At 39.9% G+C, this 19689-nt stretch carries 28 protein-coding genes; 9 read left to right on the top strand and 19 right to left on the bottom strand.

Annotated elements, in window-relative coordinates:
- Window positions 1-71 precede the first annotated feature (71 nt).
- Window positions 72-653, top strand: coding sequence for a glycerol-3-phosphate 1-O-acyltransferase PlsY (gene plsY / locus MHB67_RS08775; RefSeq protein WP_024425146.1), 582 nt, complete (start codon window positions 72-74; stop codon window positions 651-653).
- 97 nt (window positions 654-750) lie between these two features.
- Window positions 751-1038, top strand: a complete 288-nt coding sequence (locus MHB67_RS08770) for a HesB/YadR/YfhF family protein (RefSeq protein ID WP_024425145.1) — start codon at window positions 751-753, stop codon at window positions 1036-1038.
- A 39-nt stretch (window positions 1039-1077) separates the two neighbouring features.
- Here the strand turns inward: MHB67_RS08770 and MHB67_RS08765 are convergent, their stop codons facing one another.
- The 7 genes from MHB67_RS08765 to acnA all read right to left on the bottom strand — a co-directional run bounded on the left by MHB67_RS08765 (window position 1078) and on the right by acnA (window position 5872).
- Window positions 1078-1389 carry a hypothetical protein gene (locus MHB67_RS08765; protein WP_073205731.1) on the bottom strand — a complete coding sequence of 104 codons (312 nt, stop codon included), beginning with the start codon at window positions 1387-1389 and terminating at the stop codon, window positions 1078-1080.
- A gap of 3 nt (window positions 1390-1392) precedes the next feature.
- A complete protein-coding gene (locus MHB67_RS08760) occupies window positions 1393-1815 on the bottom strand; it encodes a thioesterase family protein (protein ID WP_024425143.1) in 423 nt (140 codons plus the stop codon).
- Window positions 1816-1922: 107 nt separating this feature from the next.
- Window positions 1923-2165 (bottom strand): small acid-soluble spore protein Tlp, encoded by a 243-nt coding sequence (tlp, locus tag MHB67_RS08755; protein ID WP_024425142.1) that lies wholly within the window; start codon window positions 2163-2165, stop codon window positions 1923-1925.
- Window positions 2166-2178: 13 nt separating this feature from the next.
- Window positions 2179-2322: an acid-soluble spore protein N gene (locus MHB67_RS08750; protein ID WP_008357830.1), complete on the bottom strand. Its 144-nt coding sequence runs from the start codon at window positions 2320-2322 to the stop codon at window positions 2179-2181.
- 51 nt (window positions 2323-2373) lie between these two features.
- Complete coding sequence (locus tag MHB67_RS08745; RefSeq protein WP_003211002.1) at window positions 2374-2499, bottom strand: FbpB family small basic protein; 126 nt, start codon at window positions 2497-2499, stop codon at window positions 2374-2376.
- 73 nt (window positions 2500-2572) lie between these two features.
- Window positions 2573-3076, bottom strand: coding sequence for a TlpA disulfide reductase family protein (locus tag MHB67_RS08740; protein WP_024425141.1), 504 nt, complete (start codon window positions 3074-3076; stop codon window positions 2573-2575).
- Between the two features lie 66 nt (window positions 3077-3142).
- Window positions 3143-5872 carry an aconitate hydratase AcnA gene (gene acnA / locus MHB67_RS08735; protein WP_024425140.1) on the bottom strand — a complete coding sequence of 910 codons (2730 nt, stop codon included), beginning with the start codon at window positions 5870-5872 and terminating at the stop codon, window positions 3143-3145.
- Window positions 5873-6092: 220 nt separating this feature from the next.
- On the opposite strand from acnA, the gene sspO reads away from it, so the two are divergent.
- The 4 genes from sspO (at window position 6093) to MHB67_RS08715 (ending at window position 7598) form a co-directional block, all read left to right on the top strand.
- Entirely contained in the window at window positions 6093-6239 is a 147-nt protein-coding gene (gene sspO / locus MHB67_RS08730) for a small acid-soluble spore protein O (RefSeq protein WP_024425139.1), read from the top strand.
- A gap of 16 nt (window positions 6240-6255) precedes the next feature.
- Complete coding sequence (locus MHB67_RS08725; RefSeq protein WP_003211331.1) at window positions 6256-6402, top strand: small acid-soluble spore protein P; 147 nt, start codon at window positions 6256-6258, stop codon at window positions 6400-6402.
- Between the two features lie 103 nt (window positions 6403-6505).
- The gene (locus tag MHB67_RS08720; protein ID WP_044335361.1) at window positions 6506-6907 is read left to right on the top strand and encodes an Hsp20/alpha crystallin family protein; all 402 of its coding nucleotides are present in this window, start codon (window positions 6506-6508) and stop codon (window positions 6905-6907) included.
- 262 nt (window positions 6908-7169) lie between these two features.
- On the top strand, window positions 7170-7598 hold the full coding sequence (locus tag MHB67_RS08715) for a DUF2621 domain-containing protein (RefSeq protein WP_024427086.1): 429 nt from the start codon (window positions 7170-7172) through the stop codon (window positions 7596-7598).
- A 21-nt stretch (window positions 7599-7619) separates the two neighbouring features.
- On the opposite strand, the gene MHB67_RS08710 is transcribed toward MHB67_RS08715, so the two are convergent.
- Both MHB67_RS08710 and MHB67_RS08705 read right to left on the bottom strand, forming a co-directional pair.
- Window positions 7620-8102, bottom strand: a complete 483-nt coding sequence (locus tag MHB67_RS08710) for a CcdC protein domain-containing protein (protein WP_024425136.1) — start codon at window positions 8100-8102, stop codon at window positions 7620-7622.
- Window positions 8103-8196: 94 nt separating this feature from the next.
- Window positions 8197-8904 carry a cytochrome c biogenesis protein CcdA gene (locus MHB67_RS08705; RefSeq protein WP_044335365.1) on the bottom strand — a complete coding sequence of 236 codons (708 nt, stop codon included), beginning with the start codon at window positions 8902-8904 and terminating at the stop codon, window positions 8197-8199.
- A 214-nt stretch (window positions 8905-9118) separates the two neighbouring features.
- On the opposite strand from MHB67_RS08705, the gene MHB67_RS08700 reads away from it, so the two are divergent.
- Window positions 9119-9286 (top strand): aspartyl-phosphate phosphatase Spo0E family protein, encoded by a 168-nt coding sequence (locus tag MHB67_RS08700; protein WP_008343814.1) that lies wholly within the window; start codon window positions 9119-9121, stop codon window positions 9284-9286.
- Between the two features lie 261 nt (window positions 9287-9547).
- On the opposite strand, the gene MHB67_RS08695 is transcribed toward MHB67_RS08700, so the two are convergent.
- The 6 genes from MHB67_RS08695 to yneA all read right to left on the bottom strand — a co-directional run bounded on the left by MHB67_RS08695 (window position 9548) and on the right by yneA (window position 13965).
- Window positions 9548-9766, bottom strand: a complete 219-nt coding sequence (locus MHB67_RS08695; protein ID WP_003212379.1) for a YneF family protein — start codon at window positions 9764-9766, stop codon at window positions 9548-9550.
- Between the two features lie 84 nt (window positions 9767-9850).
- Window positions 9851-10297: a sporulation inhibitor of replication protein SirA gene (sirA, locus tag MHB67_RS08690; RefSeq protein ID WP_024425134.1), complete on the bottom strand. Its 447-nt coding sequence runs from the start codon at window positions 10295-10297 to the stop codon at window positions 9851-9853.
- Between the two features lie 198 nt (window positions 10298-10495).
- On the bottom strand, window positions 10496-12499 hold the full coding sequence (tkt, locus tag MHB67_RS08685) for a transketolase (protein WP_044335368.1): 2004 nt from the start codon (window positions 12497-12499) through the stop codon (window positions 10496-10498).
- Between the two features lie 189 nt (window positions 12500-12688).
- On the bottom strand, window positions 12689-12919 hold the full coding sequence (locus tag MHB67_RS08680) for a DUF896 domain-containing protein (RefSeq protein ID WP_024425132.1): 231 nt from the start codon (window positions 12917-12919) through the stop codon (window positions 12689-12691).
- A gap of 69 nt (window positions 12920-12988) precedes the next feature.
- Window positions 12989-13636 (bottom strand): recombinase family protein, encoded by a 648-nt coding sequence (locus MHB67_RS08675; RefSeq protein ID WP_342492893.1) that lies wholly within the window; start codon window positions 13634-13636, stop codon window positions 12989-12991.
- Between the two features lie 17 nt (window positions 13637-13653).
- Window positions 13654-13965 (bottom strand): cell division suppressor protein YneA, encoded by a 312-nt coding sequence (gene yneA, locus MHB67_RS08670; protein ID WP_024425130.1) that lies wholly within the window; start codon window positions 13963-13965, stop codon window positions 13654-13656.
- A gap of 158 nt (window positions 13966-14123) precedes the next feature.
- On the opposite strand from yneA, the gene lexA reads away from it, so the two are divergent.
- On the top strand, window positions 14124-14744 hold the full coding sequence (lexA, locus tag MHB67_RS08665; RefSeq protein WP_024425129.1) for a transcriptional repressor LexA: 621 nt from the start codon (window positions 14124-14126) through the stop codon (window positions 14742-14744).
- A gap of 44 nt (window positions 14745-14788) precedes the next feature.
- Here lexA and MHB67_RS08660 read toward each other — a convergent pair whose 3' ends face one another.
- Complete coding sequence (locus MHB67_RS08660) at window positions 14789-15232, bottom strand: hypothetical protein (RefSeq protein WP_044335372.1); 444 nt, start codon at window positions 15230-15232, stop codon at window positions 14789-14791.
- 295 nt (window positions 15233-15527) lie between these two features.
- On the opposite strand from MHB67_RS08660, the gene MHB67_RS08655 reads away from it, so the two are divergent.
- The gene (locus MHB67_RS08655; protein WP_041109224.1) at window positions 15528-16070 is read left to right on the top strand and encodes an IseA DL-endopeptidase inhibitor family protein; all 543 of its coding nucleotides are present in this window, start codon (window positions 15528-15530) and stop codon (window positions 16068-16070) included.
- A gap of 32 nt (window positions 16071-16102) precedes the next feature.
- Here the strand turns inward: MHB67_RS08655 and MHB67_RS08650 are convergent, their stop codons facing one another.
- From MHB67_RS08650 to MHB67_RS08640, 3 genes are all read right to left on the bottom strand, one after another.
- Entirely contained in the window at window positions 16103-16951 is an 849-nt protein-coding gene (locus MHB67_RS08650) for an STAS domain-containing protein (protein WP_103132493.1), read from the bottom strand.
- Window positions 16952-17096: 145 nt separating this feature from the next.
- Complete coding sequence (locus MHB67_RS08645; protein WP_044335941.1) at window positions 17097-17477, bottom strand: NucA/NucB deoxyribonuclease domain-containing protein; 381 nt, start codon at window positions 17475-17477, stop codon at window positions 17097-17099.
- Between the two features lie 225 nt (window positions 17478-17702).
- On the bottom strand, window positions 17703-19688 hold the full coding sequence (locus tag MHB67_RS08640; RefSeq protein WP_217273429.1) for a glycosyltransferase family 39 protein: 1986 nt from the start codon (window positions 19686-19688) through the stop codon (window positions 17703-17705).
- Window position 19689 lies beyond the last annotated feature (1 nt).

Raw genomic sequence — 19689 nt, 5'->3', positions numbered from 1 at the left:
AGTTCCCCATGTTTTTCACAAGATCATGTTAAAATGTAAGACAAGAGGGAGAATATAAAGGAGTTATGCAGATGTTAATTGCTTTGATGTTTATTTTGGCTTATCTTCTCGGCAGTATTCCATCCGGTCTCATTGTCGGGAAAGCTGCAAAGGGAATCGATATCCGAGAACATGGCAGCGGAAACCTAGGTGCGACGAATGCATTTCGTACACTTGGCGTAAAAGCAGGGTCTATTGTGATTACTGCTGATATCCTAAAAGGGACGCTTGCTTCAGCTTTACCGTTTTTCATGCAGCTGGACATCCATCCCTTATTAGCAGGAGTTGCTGCTGTTATCGGTCACAGCTTTCCTGTCTTTGCAAAATTTAAAGGGGGAAAGGCAGTCGCTACATCAGGCGGTGTGCTGCTATTTTATGCCCCATTCCTATTTATCACGATGATCGCTGCTTTTTTCTTATTTTTATACATTAGTAAATATGTTTCACTATCATCTATGCTGACCGGGATCTATACATTCATTTACAGCATATTCACCAAAGACCTATTCTTAATCATTGTTGTTGCCGTTCTTGCTGGCTTTGTGATCTACAGACACATCGCCAACCTCAAACGAATTCTCAACAAAACTGAACCGAAAATCAAATGGCTCTAGCCGTTTCATCCATTTAAATATGTGGTAAAAGTAAAGAAAAGCTGTTTTTGCATCCTGTATTTTAAAAACAGCATGACTTCAAAAAGGGGCGATCACATTGAAATTAACGATAAAAGAAGATGCACTCAATTGGTACAAGGATGAATTAGATTTAGAAAAAGGTGATCAAGTTCGCTTTTTTGTGAGATATGGCGGGTGCAGTAATGTACAAAAAGGCTTTTCTCTCGGCGTCGCAAAAGATGAACCTCAAAATGCCGGCGCAACCGCTGAAATAGAAGGTATTACTTTCTTTATTGAGGAAAGTGATATTTGGTACTTTGACAACCATGATCTGCATATTGATTATAACGAGTCCGTGAAAGAACCAGAATTTCATTATGAATAAACAAAAAAGATACCTCATCCCTCGGGTATCTTTTTTGTTTTACACTTCAATATACAGCCCATACTCCTGAATGTTCCCTAAAGATCGTTCCTTTTGCAGAATTCTTTTTTGCGGCTCACCGATCAAGTCAAAATGAGGAAACCCTTCGCGGTCATGAATCCATTCTTTTTTTAGTCCATGTCTTTCTCCCCAATCAATTAACCGCTTCATATCCTGACAGGCTGCTTTTGTGACAGTATTGGCATTTGGAAAACGGTCATCGAGCCAGTAGTGTGTTAAAAAAGCAACTTTTCCTTGCTGGACAGCTGATTTCCAAGCGTTTAAATCGCTTCGTTTAATACCAAAAGCCATAAATTAAACCTGCTTCTTCGACTGTTCATATACTTTATGCCAGGCAGGAAAGGCTTTTCTAAATTGAATAGGTCTAAAGGTGTCTTTATCCACACATATATGTGAGGTTGTCCCTGTAATCGCTGTTTGTCCATCAGGTTTTTGAATTTCATAGCCATACACCGTTTTGACACCATTATATTCTTCAATCCATGTATGAACGGTTGCTGTTTCACCATACAGCAATGGTTTTTTATATTGAACCTGCAAGTCTATCACAGGTGCAAGAGCACCATCTGCTTCTAGCTGCGCATAGGAAAACCCTAATTCTTTAATCAATGCTGTTCTGCCGACTTCCATCCAAATTAAATAATTGGCATGATACACGATGCCCATTTGATCTGTTTCTGCATAACGGACTTCTATTTCTTTTTTGGATACATACACGTTTTCATCGCTCTCCTATCAAAACCTAAGGTCTGTCTCTGCCATTTTACCACATTCCAAATGGTTCTTCTAAAAAGAGGCAATAAAATAAACCAGGAATCCCTGGTTTATTCGGTATAGCCATTCTTTCTTGCCGCTTCTTCGTCCTTGATCTCAGAACGCATCGCGTCAATACTCATTTTGCGGTTTTCGTTTTTTTGTTTGATCATTTGCTTTTCTGTCTCTGTTGAAACGGACATCGCTGCTTCAGATTCATCGATATTGTCAAGTGTGTTCTCGATCATATCTTGCAGCTTCTCAACATTATCAGAACGATCATCTGGATTGGATTGATAGGACTTGTCATTCATCATGATTCCCTCCTTATTCGCCCTTCGTCTGTATCACATCAGGCTGTTCATTTGATTTATTATGCATCTTTTTACCTTTATTCCGTTTGTATGCTACAGGTTTTGTCCCTAAATGGTCTGGTGTAAACTGCGCTTGTTTATCATGCTCTCTACCCATTATTCATCCCTCCCTCTTCTTTAGGATGAACGAAAACGGATAATTCATAACTTATTTCTGTCTAAATCGCTCTTCCAACTTTTCTTCAAGCTGGTTTAAAAATTCCTCATTGCTTAATAATTCTTTTTTATTTTCAAGCACAAGCTCTTCAAATGTGCGTCGTTTTCTTCTTCTCATTCCACTCACCTCCATATATGTATGATTACATTTTCGCCAAAACATTTAGAAAATAAGCAAAAGAGCTGAATCATTATAGATCCAGCTCTTTTTCAATTTCTTTTTTTGTCAGCATTTGATGCTTCACAGACATGATGCGTCCTTTTTCATCTAATATGTATGTCGTTGGGTATGAAAGCACCTGATATCTTGCTTGAATGCCTTTTTGGTCCAATAAAACAGGAAAGCTCACCTTTAATTCTTTTGTGAATGCTGCCACATGATCCACACTCTTTTCAGTGGTCGTTAAATTCACCGCTAGTACTTCAACTTGGTCATTTTCGCTCCTAATCGCGTCTAAATCCGGCATTTCCGTCCTGCACGGCTTACACCATGTCGCCCAGAAATTGACGAGCACCTTTTTCCCTCGGTAATCAGATAACGAGGCGGTTTTGCCGTCAAGGGTTTTCAGTTCAAAATCAGGGGCTTGATCCCCTTTTTCAAGACCGATTGCGGGCTCTTTTGGCCCAAATAAATTCCACGCAAGTAAACCAATCAACACAAGTAAAACAGCGCTTGCCATTCCTTTTTTCCACATGATTGATCCTCCACTATTTTAAAAAAGAAGAGAAAGCTGTTGGATCGCCTTCTCTTCTTTGCTGTATTAGTTGCTTGCCAATTTTTCGCGAAGTACCATTTGAAGGATACCGCCATGACGATAGTAGTCAATTTCGACTTCACTGTCAAAGCGAACCACCACTTCAAATGTTTTCTCGTTTCCATCTGTGTCAATTGCTTTCACAGTGACGAGATCACGTGGACGAACTGTTTCGTCAACATGAACTTCAAATGTTTCTGTTCCTGTTAGACCATGAGTTTCTGCACTTTCTCCATCTTTAAACTGCAGAGGAAGTACGCCCATGAAGACAAGGTTACTTCTGTGGATACGCTCAAAGCTTTCAGCTAGAACAAATTTAATTCCAAGAAGGTTTGTTCCTTTAGCAGCCCAGTCACGTGAAGAACCCATTCCGTAGTCTTTACCTGCTAAGATCGCAAGACCTGTTCCATCCTCTTTATAACGCATGCATGCATCATAAATCGATGTCACTTCACCAGTTGGCCAGTAAGTTGTATAACCGCCTTCTGTTCCTGGTGCAATTTGGTTCTTAATACGGATGTTTGCAAAAGTACCTCTCATCATGACATGGTGGTTACCACGGCGAGATCCATATGAGTTAAAGTCTCTAGGCGATACGCCTCTTTCTTGCAAGTATTTGCCCGCCGGTGTGTCCTTACCAATCGCTCCAGCAGGAGAAATATGGTCAGTTGTGACAGAGTCACCGAACTTCGCAACGACGCGCAAGCCTTTAAGCGGTTCAACTTTACCAGGTTCAACTGATAGGTTTTCAAAGAATGGCGGGTTATCAATGTATGTGGAATTTTCATCCCATTTATACAATGCATCATCCGTCGTTTTAATTTGATTCCAGCGGTCATTGTTGTCAAAAACAGTTTCATACTCTGAACGGAATAGCTCAGGTGTGACAGTGCTCTTAACGACGCTGTTGATTTCATCCATTGATGGCCAAATGTCATTGAAATAAACGTTCTCGCCATTTTTATCGACACCGATAGGATCTTTTGTTAAATCAATATTCACCGTACCAGCAAGTGCATAAGCCACAACTAATGGTGGAGATGCAAGGTAGTTCCCTTTCACAAGCGGATGAATACGACCTTCAAAGTTACGGTTACCTGATAAAACAGAAGTGATCAGCAGATCATTTTCAGAGACTGCATCTTCAATTTCTTTCTCAAGCGGTCCGGAGTTTCCGATACATGTTGTACAGCCATATCCAACAATGTTAAATCCGAGGTCTTTTAAATATGGAAGAAGTCCCGAATTCACAAGGTACCCTGTTACAACTTTAGAACCCGGCGCTAGTGACGTTTTCACGTAGTTCGGCACTTTCATACCGAGCTCACTTGCTTTCTTCGCAACAAGACCTGCTCCGATTAACACGTACGGGTTCGATGTATTCGTACAGCTCGTAATCGCTGCAATCGCAATCGCACCTGTCTTCATCACAGCTTTTTCACCGTTTGCAAGATCAAATTCGATTTGTTTATCAAGCTCTGATTTATCTAAGCCAAACCCTTGGTTACCAGCTGGGCTTTCGATGTGTTTATGGAACGTCTCTTTCATTTGAGAAAGTGGAATCAAATCTTGTGGACGTTTAGGACCAGATAAGTTTGACTCAATCTTAGAAAGATCAATTTCCACAACATCAGTAAAAATTGGTTCTTCTGCATCTGGCGTATAGAATAAGCCATTTGCACGAGAATATTCTTCAACGATATTAATTTGCTCTTCATCACGTCCAGTAAGGCGCAGGTAAGCAAGCGCTTCTTCATCTACTGGGAAGAATCCGCAAGTAGCACCGTATTCTGGCGCCATGTTCGCAATGGTTGCACGATCTGCTAACGGCAATTGTGCAACACCAGGTCCGAAGAACTCAACGAACTTGTTCACTACGCCTTTTTCACGAAGGACTTGTGTAACTTTTAATGCAAGGTCAGTTGCAGTTGTTCCGTTTGGAAGCTCTCCAACTAATTTAGCACCAATCACTTCTGGTACTGGGAAGTATGAAGGCTGACCAAGCATACCAGCTTCCGCTTCGATACCGCCAACGCCCCATCCAAGTACACCGATACCGTTAATCATCGTTGTATGAGAGTCAGTTCCAACTAATGTATCTGGGTAAGTGATGATCTCACCATCTTCTTCAATCGCATGAACAACACTTGCAAGATACTCTAAGTTCACTTGGTGAACAATTCCTGTTGCAGGCGGGACAGCTTGATAGTTATTAAACGCTTTCTTTGCCCAGCTAAGGAAGTTATAACGCTCTGCGTTACGTTCGAATTCTAAATCCATGTTAATGTTTAATGCATCTTCAGTTCCAGCTTTATCAACTTGTACTGAGTGGTCAATCACAAGGTCAACTGGAATTTCAGGGTTGATTTTATCCGGATCCCCGCCTACATCTGCCATTGCTTTTCTTAAAGAAGCAAGGTCAACGACTGCTGGTACACCCGTGAAGTCTTGTAAAATAACACGAGAAGGTTTAAACGGAACATCAATTTCTTTTACCTCGGCAGTTCCCCATTTTGCCAAGTTTTCAACGTGTTCCTTCTTGATCACTCTACCGTCTACTTGGCGAAGCACTGATTCTAAAAGTACCTTAATGGAATAAGGCAGCTTAGAAACATTTCCGATTCCTTGTTTCTCTAGTGCTTCTAACGAATAATAGTGATACGTTTTCCCATTTGTCGAAAACGTTTTTCTAGATTGAAAAGCGTCTTGTTTAGCGACTTGCTGCTGTTTCGACATGTCCAAAATCCCCCTTTTGATGATCAAGATCAATTTCAATTCTCAGAAAAATCGTCGTATTTCACCACAATTTTCTCACAATTTCATCTTAAAACAAATTCATACATAAGTAAATAACAATGCTTTTATTAAATTCAATAAGTTTAACTTATCATTAGGAAATGATTACTCTTCATAAACGAAGCGGGACGGGCTCATACTACAAATGAGGTGATAGAACATGACAAAACGCAAAGCGAATCATGTCATGAATGGCATGAACGCAGCCAAAAGCCAGGGTAATGGCGCAGGCTATACGGAAGATGATCAGCTCGTTTTAACAGAAGAACAAAGGCAAAACAATAAAAAACGTAAAAAGAATCAATAAGAAGGAGCCAAACATCATGACGAATAAAAACACAGGGAAAGACATCCGTCAAAACTCTCCTAAGGAACATCAAGGCGGTCAGCCTGAGCCGTTATCAGGCAGTAAAAAAGTGAAAAACCGCAACCATACAAGACAAAAGCACAATTCTCATCATGATATGTAATGATCCCCCTCTCATCCCGTGACCACACGGGATGTTTTTAGGTCTTTCACACATTTCCATTTTCATCATATGATTTATTATGAGATGTGATGGAGGAGTGTTTATGGAGAATGAAAAGCAATCGAATTCCTCTGATTTTATTGAAATAGATGATTGGCTTAATGTTTTAATGGATGATCCATTTGCCTGGTATGATGAACACCTCCCAATTGATCTTTATGAAACAAGCCGTGATTATATTATCGAAATTGATGTCTCCACCTTATCGATCACTGATGTAAAGCTGACCTTCGCTGGACATGAGCTGACGTTGACTTACACAGTACAGCATCCAAATGGTGAAGGCGAACAGCCAATTGAAAAAAGCGTGATGCTCCCTTTTTATTTAAACGACAAAGACATTGAAACAGATTATGAAAACCAAATCATATCGATAAAAATTAAAAAATGTTCCGACCATCCAAACGGTGCATTTTCCTTTCAAATCCCGCACTTCAAACATTAAGAGCCCACCTTTATATAGGTGGGCTCTCTTCCCGTTCGTTTCAAGTCAATACCTTTTGCGAACCACCATGGCCAAATAGTAGAGTCGCTATATGATAAAGTATTCTTTTTCTACTAATTGGTTTGGGTCATTCTAGTAAATGGGCGGCTATCAATGAAAAAGGGCGTTTATAGAGAAAATAGATATACATTTTTGTTATTTTCTTCTATCCTCTCTTCATGTAATATAAAATAGAGAGATAAGGGGTATAAGGAGTGAGAACATGTTAAGCGGCTGGTTTTTGTGGTTCATTTTATTTTGGGGTACAGTGATGATCGGATTACTCGCAATCGGTGGCTTTTTTATGTTTCGTAAATTTTTAAAACGATTGCCAAAGGAAGATGGGAAATCAGAGCTTGATTGGCAGGATGAATATATTCAAAAGAGCCTTCACCTATGGCGGGATGAGGACAAACAGCTGTTAAATGAACTCGTATTACCTGTTCCAGAGCTGTTTAGAGATGTTGCCAAAGAAAAAATTGCGGGTAAAATTGGTGAGCTGGCATTAAAAGAACAGGCTGCCAGTATTAATCTAGACTTAATCATTCGCGGCTACATTATGGCTACACCAAAGCGGGATCATAAATTTTTATTGAAGCGCCTTCAAGAAAAAAACATTGATCACTCGCCATATGAATCGTTATTAAAATAACCTCCTTTATTAAAAGGAGGTTTAATTCATTTGAATTTGCTGCGGATCTAATTGTTTAGACAGCTTTCTAAACGACAAATACATAGCAACCCGCCAAGGTACGATCATGCCAAAGGCAAGAATCCAAAACATCCCGCTTAATGAGCCATAATCAATAGAAGAACTTAGGATGGTCTTCATTCCGATACGAAGGACAAGAAGTCCAATGAGAATAAACACAAATGCTTTTGACCGCTTTAAGTAAATGTCATTGCCTCTAATTTCAAACTTCGATGTTTTAATTAAAAATATAGAGAAAAACATCCCCACTGTGATCGCTTCTAGAAATTCAGCTCCAGTTACCCGAAACATAGGAACAAAAAACATCAATGCGCCAGTGCTCATGAATATAGGAGGTAAAATAATTTTTTTCGCAGTTGCAGGTTTTGCAGATGACTTAATGCGAATAAACATGACGGCCACCGCCATACATACCGCAATTATAGAAGAGATCAAGATCATCATATCAAATCATTCCTTTATTCTTTAAGGTCAGCCTATGTATAATATACTCCAATTGACGAAAAAAAACCATTCGCCGCGACTGTAGAAAACGATTTCAAAAGCCTGTAAAGCCGCCAAACAATGATGAGAACATGATGATAATCCATGTGAGAAGATCAAAGAACAGCAAAATCCCTACCACAATCATAATGATTCCGCCAATTCGCATGATAAGCTGCTGACGCTTTTTGATCCACCCCATTTTCGTAATGAAAAAGGAGAGAATAAAAAACGGGACGGCAAATCCAAATATATACGCAATCATATACATGACAGCCGACTCAGGATTGTTACTCGCCAGTGTGATGACAGCGGATAAAATAGGTCCTGTACAAGGTGTCCATCCAGCGGCAAAGCCCATTCCGATGAGGATGGATCCAAAAAAACCAGCAGGACGATTTTTGAACTGGATTCTCTTTTCGCCCATGAGGAAAGAGGGCTTAAATACCCCAAGAGTCATAAAACCAAAGAAAATAATGAGGATGGCTCCAATTTGACGAATCGCTTGATGATAATCATTAAAAAACTTCCCGACAAACGATGTCCCAAAGCCAATCGCAATAAATATAATAGAGAACCCAACTAAAAAGAATAATGTATGAAGCAGACTTCTTCTTCTCAGCATCACCTTCTCGGATTTCACTTCATCTATACTAACGCCCGTAATATACGATAAAAACGCTGGATAAAGCGGCAGACAGCACGGTGAAATAAAAGAAAGAAATCCTGCTCCAAATGCTAAAAAGTAATTCAAATCTGTCAAAAGAACACCCCCTTCTTACAATATACAATAAGAGATGACAAAATCATTTCATTTTTTTTACATCACCTCAATAAAGATGGTCTATTCTCTTAAAACCTTATATAATTTAATTTGACATCAAGATAATGAATCCTTTAAATTTGAAAATAAACCTTAAAATGGATATAATAGAATCGATTCTTTTTATCAAGATTTGCATGAAAGGAACATGACTTTGGTAAAAACATCATTATTAACTCAAATCGAAGAAAAAAGAGAAGAGCTGATGAAAGTTGTCTTGCATAATGGGATGACATCAACAGTGACCATCGAACATAGCCAGCAGCTAGATCATCTCCTCTTACAATATCAACGACACTTACACTCAAACTCAGCCAACTAATCATACTTCATGATATCAAACATGCCGCACCATTTTTAGAACAGTTGATATGTGTGACCATAAACGAAACAAAAACCTCTGACATAGGGGTTTTTTGTTTTTCACATGCTCTTGACGCCATAATAAAAACCACCTTCCCTGCTTCATTCATGCAAGTACAGTGGTTTTAAGCGTCTGATGAAGGTGAATTGAATAAAGAAAGGACAACGCTTGTCCATTCTTTAAAACCATGTTCCATCTATGATCATAATATCGTACGTATTATTTCGCTTGGTTGTTCATGGCTTTCATCATTTGATTGATTTTCTTCTGGGACGGTTTCATGCCCATTTGCATCATCATCATTCGAAGCATTTGTTCATTAATCGGTGGATTCTTTTTCAAATAGCTCATCATATACTTACGAGCAATAAAGAATCCGAGTGCAACTCCTGCAAGCAGTGCAACAACGCCTACAAGGATGACAACCCATAAATCCATAATTCTTCCTCCTTCATGTTGTCTCGTATAAAGTGTACTAAACAAAAGGCTATTATACAACATTTCACGTTCAATTTTATTTTTTTAAACAAAATTCCTCACTTTTACTGGATTGAGCCATCCGTGTTTCTTTGAACTAAAGTCCATCGCAAGAAAACAAGGGCTGATTTTTCTCAGCACTTCAAAAAACACCGCTTCTGCCTCATAACTGCCAGTGGCAGACATTTGAATATACCGGTCTTTAATAATAAATGCTGCAGTTCCTTTTCCATCTGGTAAGGAAGCGCTGTAAATCGAGCCTATTTGTGTATAGTGAATGTTCGTTAAGTTATTCATTAGACGCTGGTGCATATGAAAAGCAGGGATTCGTTTCGTCACATAATCCACTTGCTTCACAAGCATAACCAACTCATCGTCAGTGCGGTTCGTCCAGTGTAATGATTCAAACAAATGAAACAAAATCGATTCTCTGCCAAAATAGTGATGCGCAAATTCATCCTCAATCCAATAAATATAATAATGGCGTTCCATGTCTATCCCTTCCTTTCACATTTCGTCAATCTCATTTATTGCTTGTATTATACAAAAATGTGAAAGAAAGAATTGTCTATATATGAAGCAAGAAGAAACTAGTTTTGTCAAAAAAACAAGAAAAAAGAAAAAAGTTTGCAGAGCGGATGAAAATGCTCTGCAAACAGATAGCAAAAAAGCATGATGCTTGGAGTTCGTTTATTTATTCAACTTCGCTTTCACACGGCTGACTACATTGCTGACAGTAAATCCGTATTTCTCGATAATGGTTTCTCCTGGTGCAGAAGCGCCAAATTTATCAATTGCAATCACGTCACCATCAAGGCCAGTGTAACGCTCCCAGCCAAGTGAAGCACCCATTTCAATCGCAATACGTGCACGTACTGCTTTAGGAAGAACAGATTCTTTGTATTCGTCTGACTGCTGATCGAAGCGATCCCATGCAGGAAGGCTGACAACAGATGCGCGGATACCTTCTTTTTCAAGTGCTTTTTGTGCTTCAATGGCTAAACCAACCTCAGATCCTGAAGCGAGAAGAAGTGCTTCTGGCTGTGCATCAGCTGCTTCAACCACAACGTATCCACCTTTTTCTACTCCCTCATATGCCTTCTCTGGTGCCTGGTCAATCGTTGGAAGGTTTTGACGAGTAAGAACTAGTGCTGTCGGTTTATCAGTTGAAGATACAGCTAGTTTCCACGCTGCAGCTGTTTCATTTCCATCTGCTGGGCGGATAACGGAAAGGTTAGGCATCGCACGCAGTGAAGCAAGCTGTTCAACCGGTTCATGCGTCGGACCATCTTCACCAACAGCGATACTATCATGAGTAAAGACGTAAGTGACTGGAAGTCCCATTAAGGCAGCAAGACGAATTGCTGGTCTTAAGTAATCTGAGAAAACAAAGAACGTTCCGCCGAATACACGAAGACCGCCGTGAAGTGCCATACCATTGAGCGCTGCACCCATTGCAAACTCTCTGACACCGAACCAAATGTTTTTGCCGGCATAATTATTTTTACCGAAATCATCCGTGTTTTTAATCGTTGTTTTATTTGATCCAGCAAGGTCAGCAGACCCACCAATAAAGAAAGGTACTTGCTTCGCAATGCCATTTAACACTTCGCCTGAAGATGCGCGGGAGGCAAGGCTTGAACCTGCTTCATAAACAGGAACCTCTTGATCCCAATTTTCAGGAAGCTTTCCTTCAATCGCAAGCTTCAGCTGTGCTGCCAGCTCTGGATATTCTTTTTCGTATTGCGCAAACAGTTCATTCCACGCTGCTTCTTTTTTCTCTCCAGCGTCTTTGACAGCTTCTTTAAAATGATCGTACACTTCAGAAGGTACATGGAAATCTTCTTCAAACGTCCAAGAGTAAGCTTCCTTCGTCAGCTTTGCTTCCTCGCTGCCAAGCGGTGCACCATGCACACCAGACGTTCCCGCACGGTTTGGCGATCCGAAACCGATCGTTGTTTTCACTTCGATTAATGTAGGTCTGTCTGTGCTTTGCTTCGCCTTTTCAATAGCAGCTGTTACTTCTTCGATGTTGTTGCCGTCTTTCACGTACAGAACTTCCCAGTTCATCGCTTCAAAACGATTCTTCACATTTTCAGAGAATGAACGATCTAAGTCGCCATCTAAAGAAATGTCATTTGAATCGTAAAGAACGATTAAGCGGCCTAAGCCTAAATGACCAGCAAGTGAAGCTGCTTCAGAGGAAATTCCCTCCATTAAGTCTCCATCTCCGCAAATGCTGTATGTATAGTGGTCTACAACATGAAAGTTGTCTTTGTTATACGTTTCCGCAAGATGTCTTTCTGCAAGTGCCATTCCTACTGCCATAGCAATTCCCTGGCCTAGTGGACCCGTTGTCGCGTCTACGCCTTCTGTGTGTCCAAATTCAGGATGTCCAGGTGTTTTGCTTCCCCATTGGCGGAATTGCTTTAAATCGTCAATGCTCAGATTGTATCCGCTTAAATGAAGCATGCTGTATAGAAGCATAGAACCATGGCCCGCAGATAAAACAAAGCGGTCTCTGTTAAACCAATTTGGATTTTGCGGACTTACGTTTAAGTGATTCGTCCATAAAGCGTACGCCATTGGTGCAGCACCCATCGGCATTCCTGGGTGACCGGAATTCGCTTTTTCAATTGCGTCTATGGAGAGAGTACGTATTGTTGCAATAGATTTCAATTCAATCGTTTCCATATAAATCCCCTTCCGTATCTTGTGTACACCATTATCATAAATCTACTGTCCTTTTTTCACAACTATTTCACGCTGAAAAAGAAGGATTTTGTCACATTTAGTTTATCGATCACCTAAAAAGTTATGCAAATATGAAAAAAGACGAGAATATTCTTCCCATCTTTTCAAAATTCAAGAAATCTCACAGCCTTAATGAAGGTTCTGATCTTTTTCTCTTTTTAATTTTTCTGGTGTAACATCGTTTCCTTCAGGGTCAACGATTTTAACAGTTTTAAGTGTATTTTTCATAGAAGAACGAAAAGCTTTCAAATACTCTTCTCTCAACTGCTTTTGTTCTGTTTTTTCAGCGTCTGATAAACCGGTCTCTTTCGACTTTTTTGAAAGCTCATTTATTCTTGCAAGCTGTTCTTTAGAAATCATGACAAACTCCTTTAAAGCATTTTCTCTACATACTACTAAATATCAATCATTTTGACAACAAATCACGCTTTAGGTGGTAAGGTCTTTTTCGTATTCCTGATACCTTCTATGCACCGTTGCTTTTGAAATGTCAAAACCTAATGCCTGAAGAGTTGCGGCAATTTCAGCGAACGTCATGTTGTTTTTTCTTAATCGAACAATTTCTGAAATCGGGACTTCAATACGTTCACGGCCAGGTGCATGGCCCTGCTGCCTTAAATTCAGTTCAGGCTGATAACCGCGCTCAACAGCCCTTTTCATCCCCCGCTTGATTTTCAGGTTATGAATTTTCCGTTGGTACTCTTCGACAACTCCTACAATCTCAATGACCATTTCATCTGCTTCTGAAAGCTCAAGCTCTCCTCTATGAAACACACTGTATACCTTTACGTTCTCTTTAAATAGACAATGAAGAAGCGCAATTTTTGCTTGTCCTCTTCCAAGACGTGTTTCATCTTGGATCAGAACGGCATCGATTGACTCTTCCTTCAGTGCAGCAAGCATTTCAAACACGCCATCACGATCTAGCTCATATCCACTTGCTTTTTCTTTGATGACTTTGACCACATTCATCTTGTGCATGGCAGCTAAAGCCAGCAGTTCTTCTTCTTGTCTTTTCAGCGAGGTTTCCTGCTCTTCTTTCACAGTGCTTACTCTCGCATAAATGATTGCGTTCATGTCTAAAATCGACCTTTCTACTGTACTGTTGCAAGTTGATATACGACTGGATGCTCTTTTTTGACGGGTATGACAAGAATGTCGCCAGGCTGGATTTCAGTTGAAGCAAGATCATTGTGTTCTGTTACCCAGTCAATAAATGCATTTTTGTCGATTGATTTGCTGTCATTTACTTGATCAGCTAACCCCCACAGAGTATCACCTGATTGAACCTCTATTTTAACATACTGATTTGAATCATTATGGCTTGTGACTGCAATAAGTGAGAGAAATATGCCAACGATGAATGAGAATACCCCAATAAAAATAATAGATTCTTTTAACCTCATAATGTCATCTCTCCTAATAGAATGTGTGTTCGCTCTTTCTGTCTCTCATTATAAATACGAACAAACGTTTCTGTCAAACGTTTTTTCGAACCTATGTTTGTACTGTTAGGAAAAACATGCTATAATTTCTTTAAAATTGACGTTTTGAGGTGCAAAAGATGACGAAGCTATCAAAAAGACAACTCGATATCCTGAAATTCATCAAAGATGAAGTAAAAAGCAAGGGTTATCCCCCATCCGTCCGTGAAATTGGAGAAGCTGTCGGTCTAGCATCCAGTTCAACGGTCCATGGACATTTAGCTAGACTAGAAACAAAGGGCTTAATTAGAAGAGACCCGACAAAACCTAGAGCGATCGAAGTACTAGATGAAGAGGAAATGAATATTCCGAAGAGTGCTGTAATGAACGTTCCAGTCATCGGAAAAGTAACGGCAGGCCTTCCTATCACAGCTGTTGAGAATGTAGAAGAATACTTCCCTCTTCCAGAGACATTTGCTGCACCAGACGAACAAGTGTTTATGCTTGAAATTATGGGAGAAAGTATGATTGATGCAGGTATTTTGGACAAGGACTATGTCATTGTGCGTCAGCAAAGCACTGCTAACAATGGAGATATTGTGGTCGCCATGACAGAGGAAGATGAAGCGACAGTGAAACGTTTTTATAAAGAAGATACACACTTTAGATTACAGCCAGAAAACCCATCAATGGAACCGATTATTTTACAGAATGTGAGTATACTAGGTAAAGTGATTGGGGTATTTCGAAATATTCATTAAAAAAAGCCGGTATTCATCAGCTGCTGATGAGAACCGGCTTTTTCTTATGCACAAGAATAGGCAAGAATACTTGAGCTTGGGAAGGAACCAAATGTAAAGTTCGGCCATATAAAGCCAGTTGTTCGGCCAAAAGGCTGTGAGGAAAGAACGAACATTAAAAATACTTGGCCGTTTCTCAAAAGCACAATTGTCCATCTTCTATTACATCCCGCTGCAAATTGTACAGTTTGATGGCCTCCGCCTACACCTTGCCCAGATATAAACGACTGCATACTTTGAGGCTGAGAGAGTGCTTGCTGATACTGCGAAATGATATGCTGCGGCGGTGCTGGCGGTGCTGAATGTCCGCCTGAACCTTGCCCTGGTAAAGTACCTCCTCCTCCGATTGGAAACCCAGGAAACCCTGAAGGAATACCAATAGATGGAAATCCTTGCATCTGCCTATCATATGAGTACCCATTCCACACACCTTCATACGGATGATACATAATAAACACCACTTTCCTTAGACATTCATCACGACAGTATATGTCATAAATAAAAAAGAGTGTTAAACGTCTAAATAGAAATTTTTCCAAAAGACGTTTCGTTCTTCTTTAGAACGGTTAAATAATGATTAAGAAGAAAAATAAAAAAAATGAAAACTTTTTGTCTCCCTCAAACGTTATATAATTAGAAACAAAAGAAATAAAAAACATTTAGATTTAATACTTGTAATATCACTGTAATTATTGTAACATTTGTAACATAAGAAGTTTTCATTGAGAAAAGGAGGCAATCGCCTTGAAAAAATTATTTGTTTTATTAACTGCTATTATGCTTATGATCTCATTACAAACAACAACATTGGCCGCTTCCAAGAAATCAGCCGCTTTGACAAATAAAGAAGCGTTACATATTGCCCTTGATGCAAGAGAACATTTTTGGAGTGCAATGTCAGGCTACAAAATTAAAGACCATTCTAATGTCAAATTAAAATCATTTACCTATAAAGATATGACGTACAACTATCTTTCTAAAACATTTGATACAAAGAAAAAATTAAACAGCTACCTATCTCAAGTTTTCACTCAAGATGCCATCAAACATGGTTTAAAAGATTATCAATTCATTGTTCATAAAGGCAAAATGGCTGTTCCAGTCGGTGATGGAGACAACATGCTCAATTGGGAAAAAGCCACACCTAAACTTGTTTCTAAAAAACAAACGGTCCGCACATATGAATTTACTGTCCCAACACTTGATGGACGCAAAGTAAAACGAACTGTTACGTACGAAAAAGTACAAAAAAATTGGAAAGTCACACAAATTGACGCTGTCATCTAAATAAAAAACCAGGCCTTTCATCGGCCTGGTTTTTATATTGAAGAAAATTCAGTCATACGGTCCAGCGCGTGAGCAAGTGATGATGCCGTGCGAAATTCATTAAAAGGAAGCCCGAGCTGCACTGCTGTTTGGGCAATTTCTGGTCTAATCCCTGAAATGGTCGTCTCTACTCCAATTAACCGAAGTGACGTGACAAGATCAAAGATTTGATGAGCCACCATTGTATCAATCATGACAACACCCGATAAATCAATACATAAATGCTGAACACTTTTTTGTGAGCACTGTTTTAGCGTATTTTCTAAAATAATCTTTGCTCTCGCTGTGTCAATGTCACCTACTAATGGCAATAACGCAATCTGGCTTTTTAAGACAATTACCGGTGAGCTCAATTCATAAATCATATCTCTCTGAGCCACGAGTTTTTCGGTTGTATTTTTCACATATTGCTGGATAAACACATGGATTGAAATATTAAACGCTTCGGAAATTAAATCATACCAATAAAAGATGCGGTCAATATCAATTTCATCTTGACGCTGTTTGATAAATTCTTTTAAGTAATGCAGAACCACTCTTTGATTGGACATGTATTCTCTCACGACATAATCTAATGGTGTATTTAAATGCTTTGGGTCGCTGGCTAAGTCCTCAGACCATTTTTTAAATTCAGTATGTAAATACGTCTTATCTTCAATAATAGCTCGTATAAAATGCTGGTAATAATCTTGATTCTGCCGTTTTAGCTCTGCTATGATGCTGGAATCTGTTGAACGATATATGGATTCTGGATCATCGTCCTCAATTGATTCATACCATGTTTCAGTCAGCTTCTCTGCATGCTGCATAAAAAAATCGTATAATGCACGGTTCTTATCCATAAGCAAATGTCCCTTCACATTTTCTTCTTGTCAGTCTTTGTACCTTATAGATTGATTGTACCACTGAATCTTTTGACCCTGCTAGCTCGAATAGGCTCTGATGATAAACAAAAGAGCCCCCCGCTCTAGGGAGACTCTTTCCGATTTATTTCACAATGAATAATATTCTTTTCCCATCAGGAAACCCGCTGATTTGATGCCCGACCCATGAGCCTGCTCCCCTATTATCAGATGGACTGACATATTGTACGCTTGCGCCTTTTCCTCCCTCAAGACAAACTGCCATTGGCCATTCATCCCGGTCAAAGCCAGGTTTTGTCGGAATTCCTTTTAATGATTCTTGCCTGCGGGCATCTGCTCCATTTCGGTCAATGGTACACACATCTGAATGCCCTTTTCGAATGGCTTCTTGAATATGACTGCCTGTTTCAGGGTACCTTTCCTTTGGAAATTGAACGACATGATCATATCGATCAGCCCCTTTTGCTGCCTGCTTCTCTCCAAATCCACCTAACAACGTGCCCATCCATATCACAAAACATAAGGCGACAGCAGCGATCCAGCCTTTTCTCATCTTCAAAAGCTCGTGCCCTCCACAAATTTCTTATGAAATAAAGTTGACTTGAAGGAAATGAGTCATTTTTAATGTATGAGCGGCTGAGTGATGACATGAGAAAACATGAGCTGAAATCTGCCTAGCAACTAATCCATCAGAAAAAGCGAATGATCTCTTCAATTCGCCTTGTTCTATTTAGGATATTTCATCTACTCTATATAATGTTTCATTTTGTGAAGACATGCTTTTCATTTCGGACGGCTTCCCCTCTTCAACTGATGAGGATTGATCCTTATATTCTTCTGATGAGATCACTGTACCATGTGATTTGATCCAGCTAACCAATTCGCTGTTAGCTGATGACTGATTGTCTGGTAATAAAAAGTATTTCACTTTCCCTTGTTGAATAAGTGTTTTTAATTTGTTGACAGTCAGAATAGGATCTGTCCCATTAAAACCGCCTAAGGCCATGACATTCTCATCTTCATCAATGATATATGGCGCTGCGGTAACAGTCGTAAGTGTCGCAAATAAATACGTTTCTCCTGTTTGATGAGCCTTTAAATAAGTGAGTAACCCTTGATCGACACTAGATGTAAACATGTTCCCTCCTGATGAACTAGAGAGCTGGACACCTGCCTCTGGAAGTACAGCATTTCCTCCATATATTATTGGGGTGGCGGACCAGAAACCTGGAATCAGTAATAGCGTTGTCAAAGCAGTGATGAGTAGCCGTTTCATAATCAAATGTTTTTCTCTGTACATAAGCAATAGGATGGCGATAATCATCCCTGCAATAGCAATGGCATACATCCAAATACTACTGATTTGACTCGTATAGTTACTCAAAATATACCCTTGGAAGATAGCTGTAACAGCGATTGCTGCTGGAAGCAAATACGCAGATACTCCTTTGTTTACCGTAAATAACTCTCCCATCTTCTTAGCTCCTATGCCGCATAGTGCTGCAATGGGCGCGGCAAGCATAATGAGATAGTAATGGTGAAAGAAACCCGCAATACTAAAGAATCCGGCAGCAGGAATCAGCCATGCTGCCCAAAACATCGTTTGTTTCCATTCATTTAATTGCGTTTTTCTCTCCTTCCACCAGCTGATGATCATCCCTAAAAGCCCAAACAAAGCAAACGGCAGCATCCAGCTGATTTGACCTGACAATGCAGATTGAAATAAACGAAATACGCCGGGATTCCCAGTGCCATACATATTCATGCTTTGTTGACCTACAGCCCTTCCAGGCGGGGAACCTCCACCTGGACCATGCTGAGGTGGCGTCACTTGATTTTGGGATGGAGGCGGCTGATTTCTATTTGACTGATCCTCTGACGAATCGCCTAATCCCGAATTGTCTGGCATCACCATACCTGCTTGCTGGTTCATGTCACCAAAGGATTTCCCTGTCGTCTGTCCAAGCAGCCGTTCCGTGCCGTTATAACCAAAGGCAAGTTCTAACACTGAATTTGTTTGGCTGCTTCCCACATAAGGGCGCTCACTTTCAGATGTCATATCTACAGAAACTGCCCACGATAGAGATAAGCAGACTAATACGACCAAAGAGCATAGGAGAGAGAAAATTTTCTTTTTTAACGGTACGCGAGCAGCAATAAAATAGTAGAAAATAAATGCTGGAACGACCATAAACGCTTGCAGCATCTTCATATTAAATCCTACCGCTACCAAAGCGAAGGCAATAAGAAGCCAGCGCATCTTTCCGCTTTTTACAGCAAGCATTAAGAAATGCGTACCCGCAAGTAATGTAAAGACAAGCATACTGTCTATATTGTTCGTTCTGCTCACAGCTGCGGCAATTGGCGTGAGAGCCATAACGGCCGCTGACACCCTTGCAGCACCTTGACCGAAAGCCGGTTTTATCATGAGATAAAGAAGAAGAACAGACCCCACTCCAGCAAGTGCCTGCGGCAATATCACACTCCATGTATGAAAACCAAAAATAAGTGCACTGATGGTTTGAATCCATAAAACGACGGGGGGTTTATCAATTGATACGAAGCCAGTTGCATCAAATGAGGCATAAAAAAAGTGATGGAAGCTTTTGGACATACTTTTGACTGCAGCTAAATAATATTGATTGGCACTGTCATTCTGCCAAATTTGATAGGTGTAGAGAAATGCTGCAATAAGTAAAATCAACAACAAGATCATA

The organism is Bacillus sp. FSL H8-0516, assembly GCF_038635285.1.
Taxonomy (GTDB): Bacteria; Bacillota; Bacilli; order Bacillales; family Bacillaceae; genus Bacillus; species Bacillus safensis.
The sequence above is the reverse complement of the archived record's forward strand: the minus strand, read 5'-3'. Positions and strand labels throughout refer to the sequence as shown.

Coding starts and splice junctions, on each gene's coding strand:
- MHB67_RS08745 (WP_003211002.1), bottom strand. CDS start 2,499: ATGAGAAGAAGAAAACGACGCACATTTGAAGAGCTTGTGCTTGAAAAT.
- MHB67_RS08750 (WP_008357830.1), bottom strand. CDS start 2,322: ATGGGTAGAGAGCATGATAAACAAGCGCAGTTTACACCAGACCATTTA.
- lexA (WP_024425129.1), top strand. CDS start 14,124: ATGACGAAGCTATCAAAAAGACAACTCGATATCCTGAAATTCATCAAA.
- MHB67_RS08715 (WP_024427086.1), top strand. CDS start 7,170: ATGTTAAGCGGCTGGTTTTTGTGGTTCATTTTATTTTGGGGTACAGTG.
- acnA (WP_024425140.1), bottom strand. CDS start 5,872: ATGTCGAAACAGCAGCAAGTCGCTAAACAAGACGCTTTTCAATCTAGA.
- MHB67_RS08660 (WP_044335372.1), bottom strand. CDS start 15,232: ATGTATCATCCGTATGAAGGTGTGTGGAATGGGTACTCATATGATAGG.
- sspO (WP_024425139.1), top strand. CDS start 6,093: ATGACAAAACGCAAAGCGAATCATGTCATGAATGGCATGAACGCAGCC.
- tkt (WP_044335368.1), bottom strand. CDS start 12,499: ATGGAAACGATTGAATTGAAATCTATTGCAACAATACGTACTCTCTCC.
- MHB67_RS08720 (WP_044335361.1), top strand. CDS start 6,506: ATGGAGAATGAAAAGCAATCGAATTCCTCTGATTTTATTGAAATAGAT.
- MHB67_RS08650 (WP_103132493.1), bottom strand. CDS start 16,951: ATGGATAAGAACCGTGCATTATACGATTTTTTTATGCAGCATGCAGAG.
- MHB67_RS08725 (WP_003211331.1), top strand. CDS start 6,256: ATGACGAATAAAAACACAGGGAAAGACATCCGTCAAAACTCTCCTAAG.
- plsY (WP_024425146.1), top strand. CDS start 72: ATGTTAATTGCTTTGATGTTTATTTTGGCTTATCTTCTCGGCAGTATT.
- yneA (WP_024425130.1), bottom strand. CDS start 13,965: ATGAGGTTAAAAGAATCTATTATTTTTATTGGGGTATTCTCATTCATC.
- MHB67_RS08675 (WP_342492893.1), bottom strand. CDS start 13,636: ATGAACGCAATCATTTATGCGAGAGTAAGCACTGTGAAAGAAGAGCAG.
- sirA (WP_024425134.1), bottom strand. CDS start 10,297: ATGGAACGCCATTATTATATTTATTGGATTGAGGATGAATTTGCGCAT.
- MHB67_RS08695 (WP_003212379.1), bottom strand. CDS start 9,766: ATGGATTTATGGGTTGTCATCCTTGTAGGCGTTGTTGCACTGCTTGCA.
- MHB67_RS08680 (WP_024425132.1), bottom strand. CDS start 12,919: ATGATTTCTAAAGAACAGCTTGCAAGAATAAATGAGCTTTCAAAAAAG.
- MHB67_RS08765 (WP_073205731.1), bottom strand. CDS start 1,389: ATGGCTTTTGGTATTAAACGAAGCGATTTAAACGCTTGGAAATCAGCT.
- MHB67_RS08645 (WP_044335941.1), bottom strand. CDS start 17,477: ATGGGCACGTTGTTAGGTGGATTTGGAGAGAAGCAGGCAGCAAAAGGG.
- MHB67_RS08710 (WP_024425136.1), bottom strand. CDS start 8,102: ATGATGATCTTGATCTCTTCTATAATTGCGGTATGTATGGCGGTGGCC.
- MHB67_RS08640 (WP_217273429.1), bottom strand. CDS start 19,688: ATGATCTTGTTGTTGATTTTACTTATTGCAGCATTTCTCTACACCTAT.
- tlp (WP_024425142.1), bottom strand. CDS start 2,165: ATGAATGACAAGTCCTATCAATCCAATCCAGATGATCGTTCTGATAAT.
- MHB67_RS08740 (WP_024425141.1), bottom strand. CDS start 3,076: ATGTGGAAAAAAGGAATGGCAAGCGCTGTTTTACTTGTGTTGATTGGT.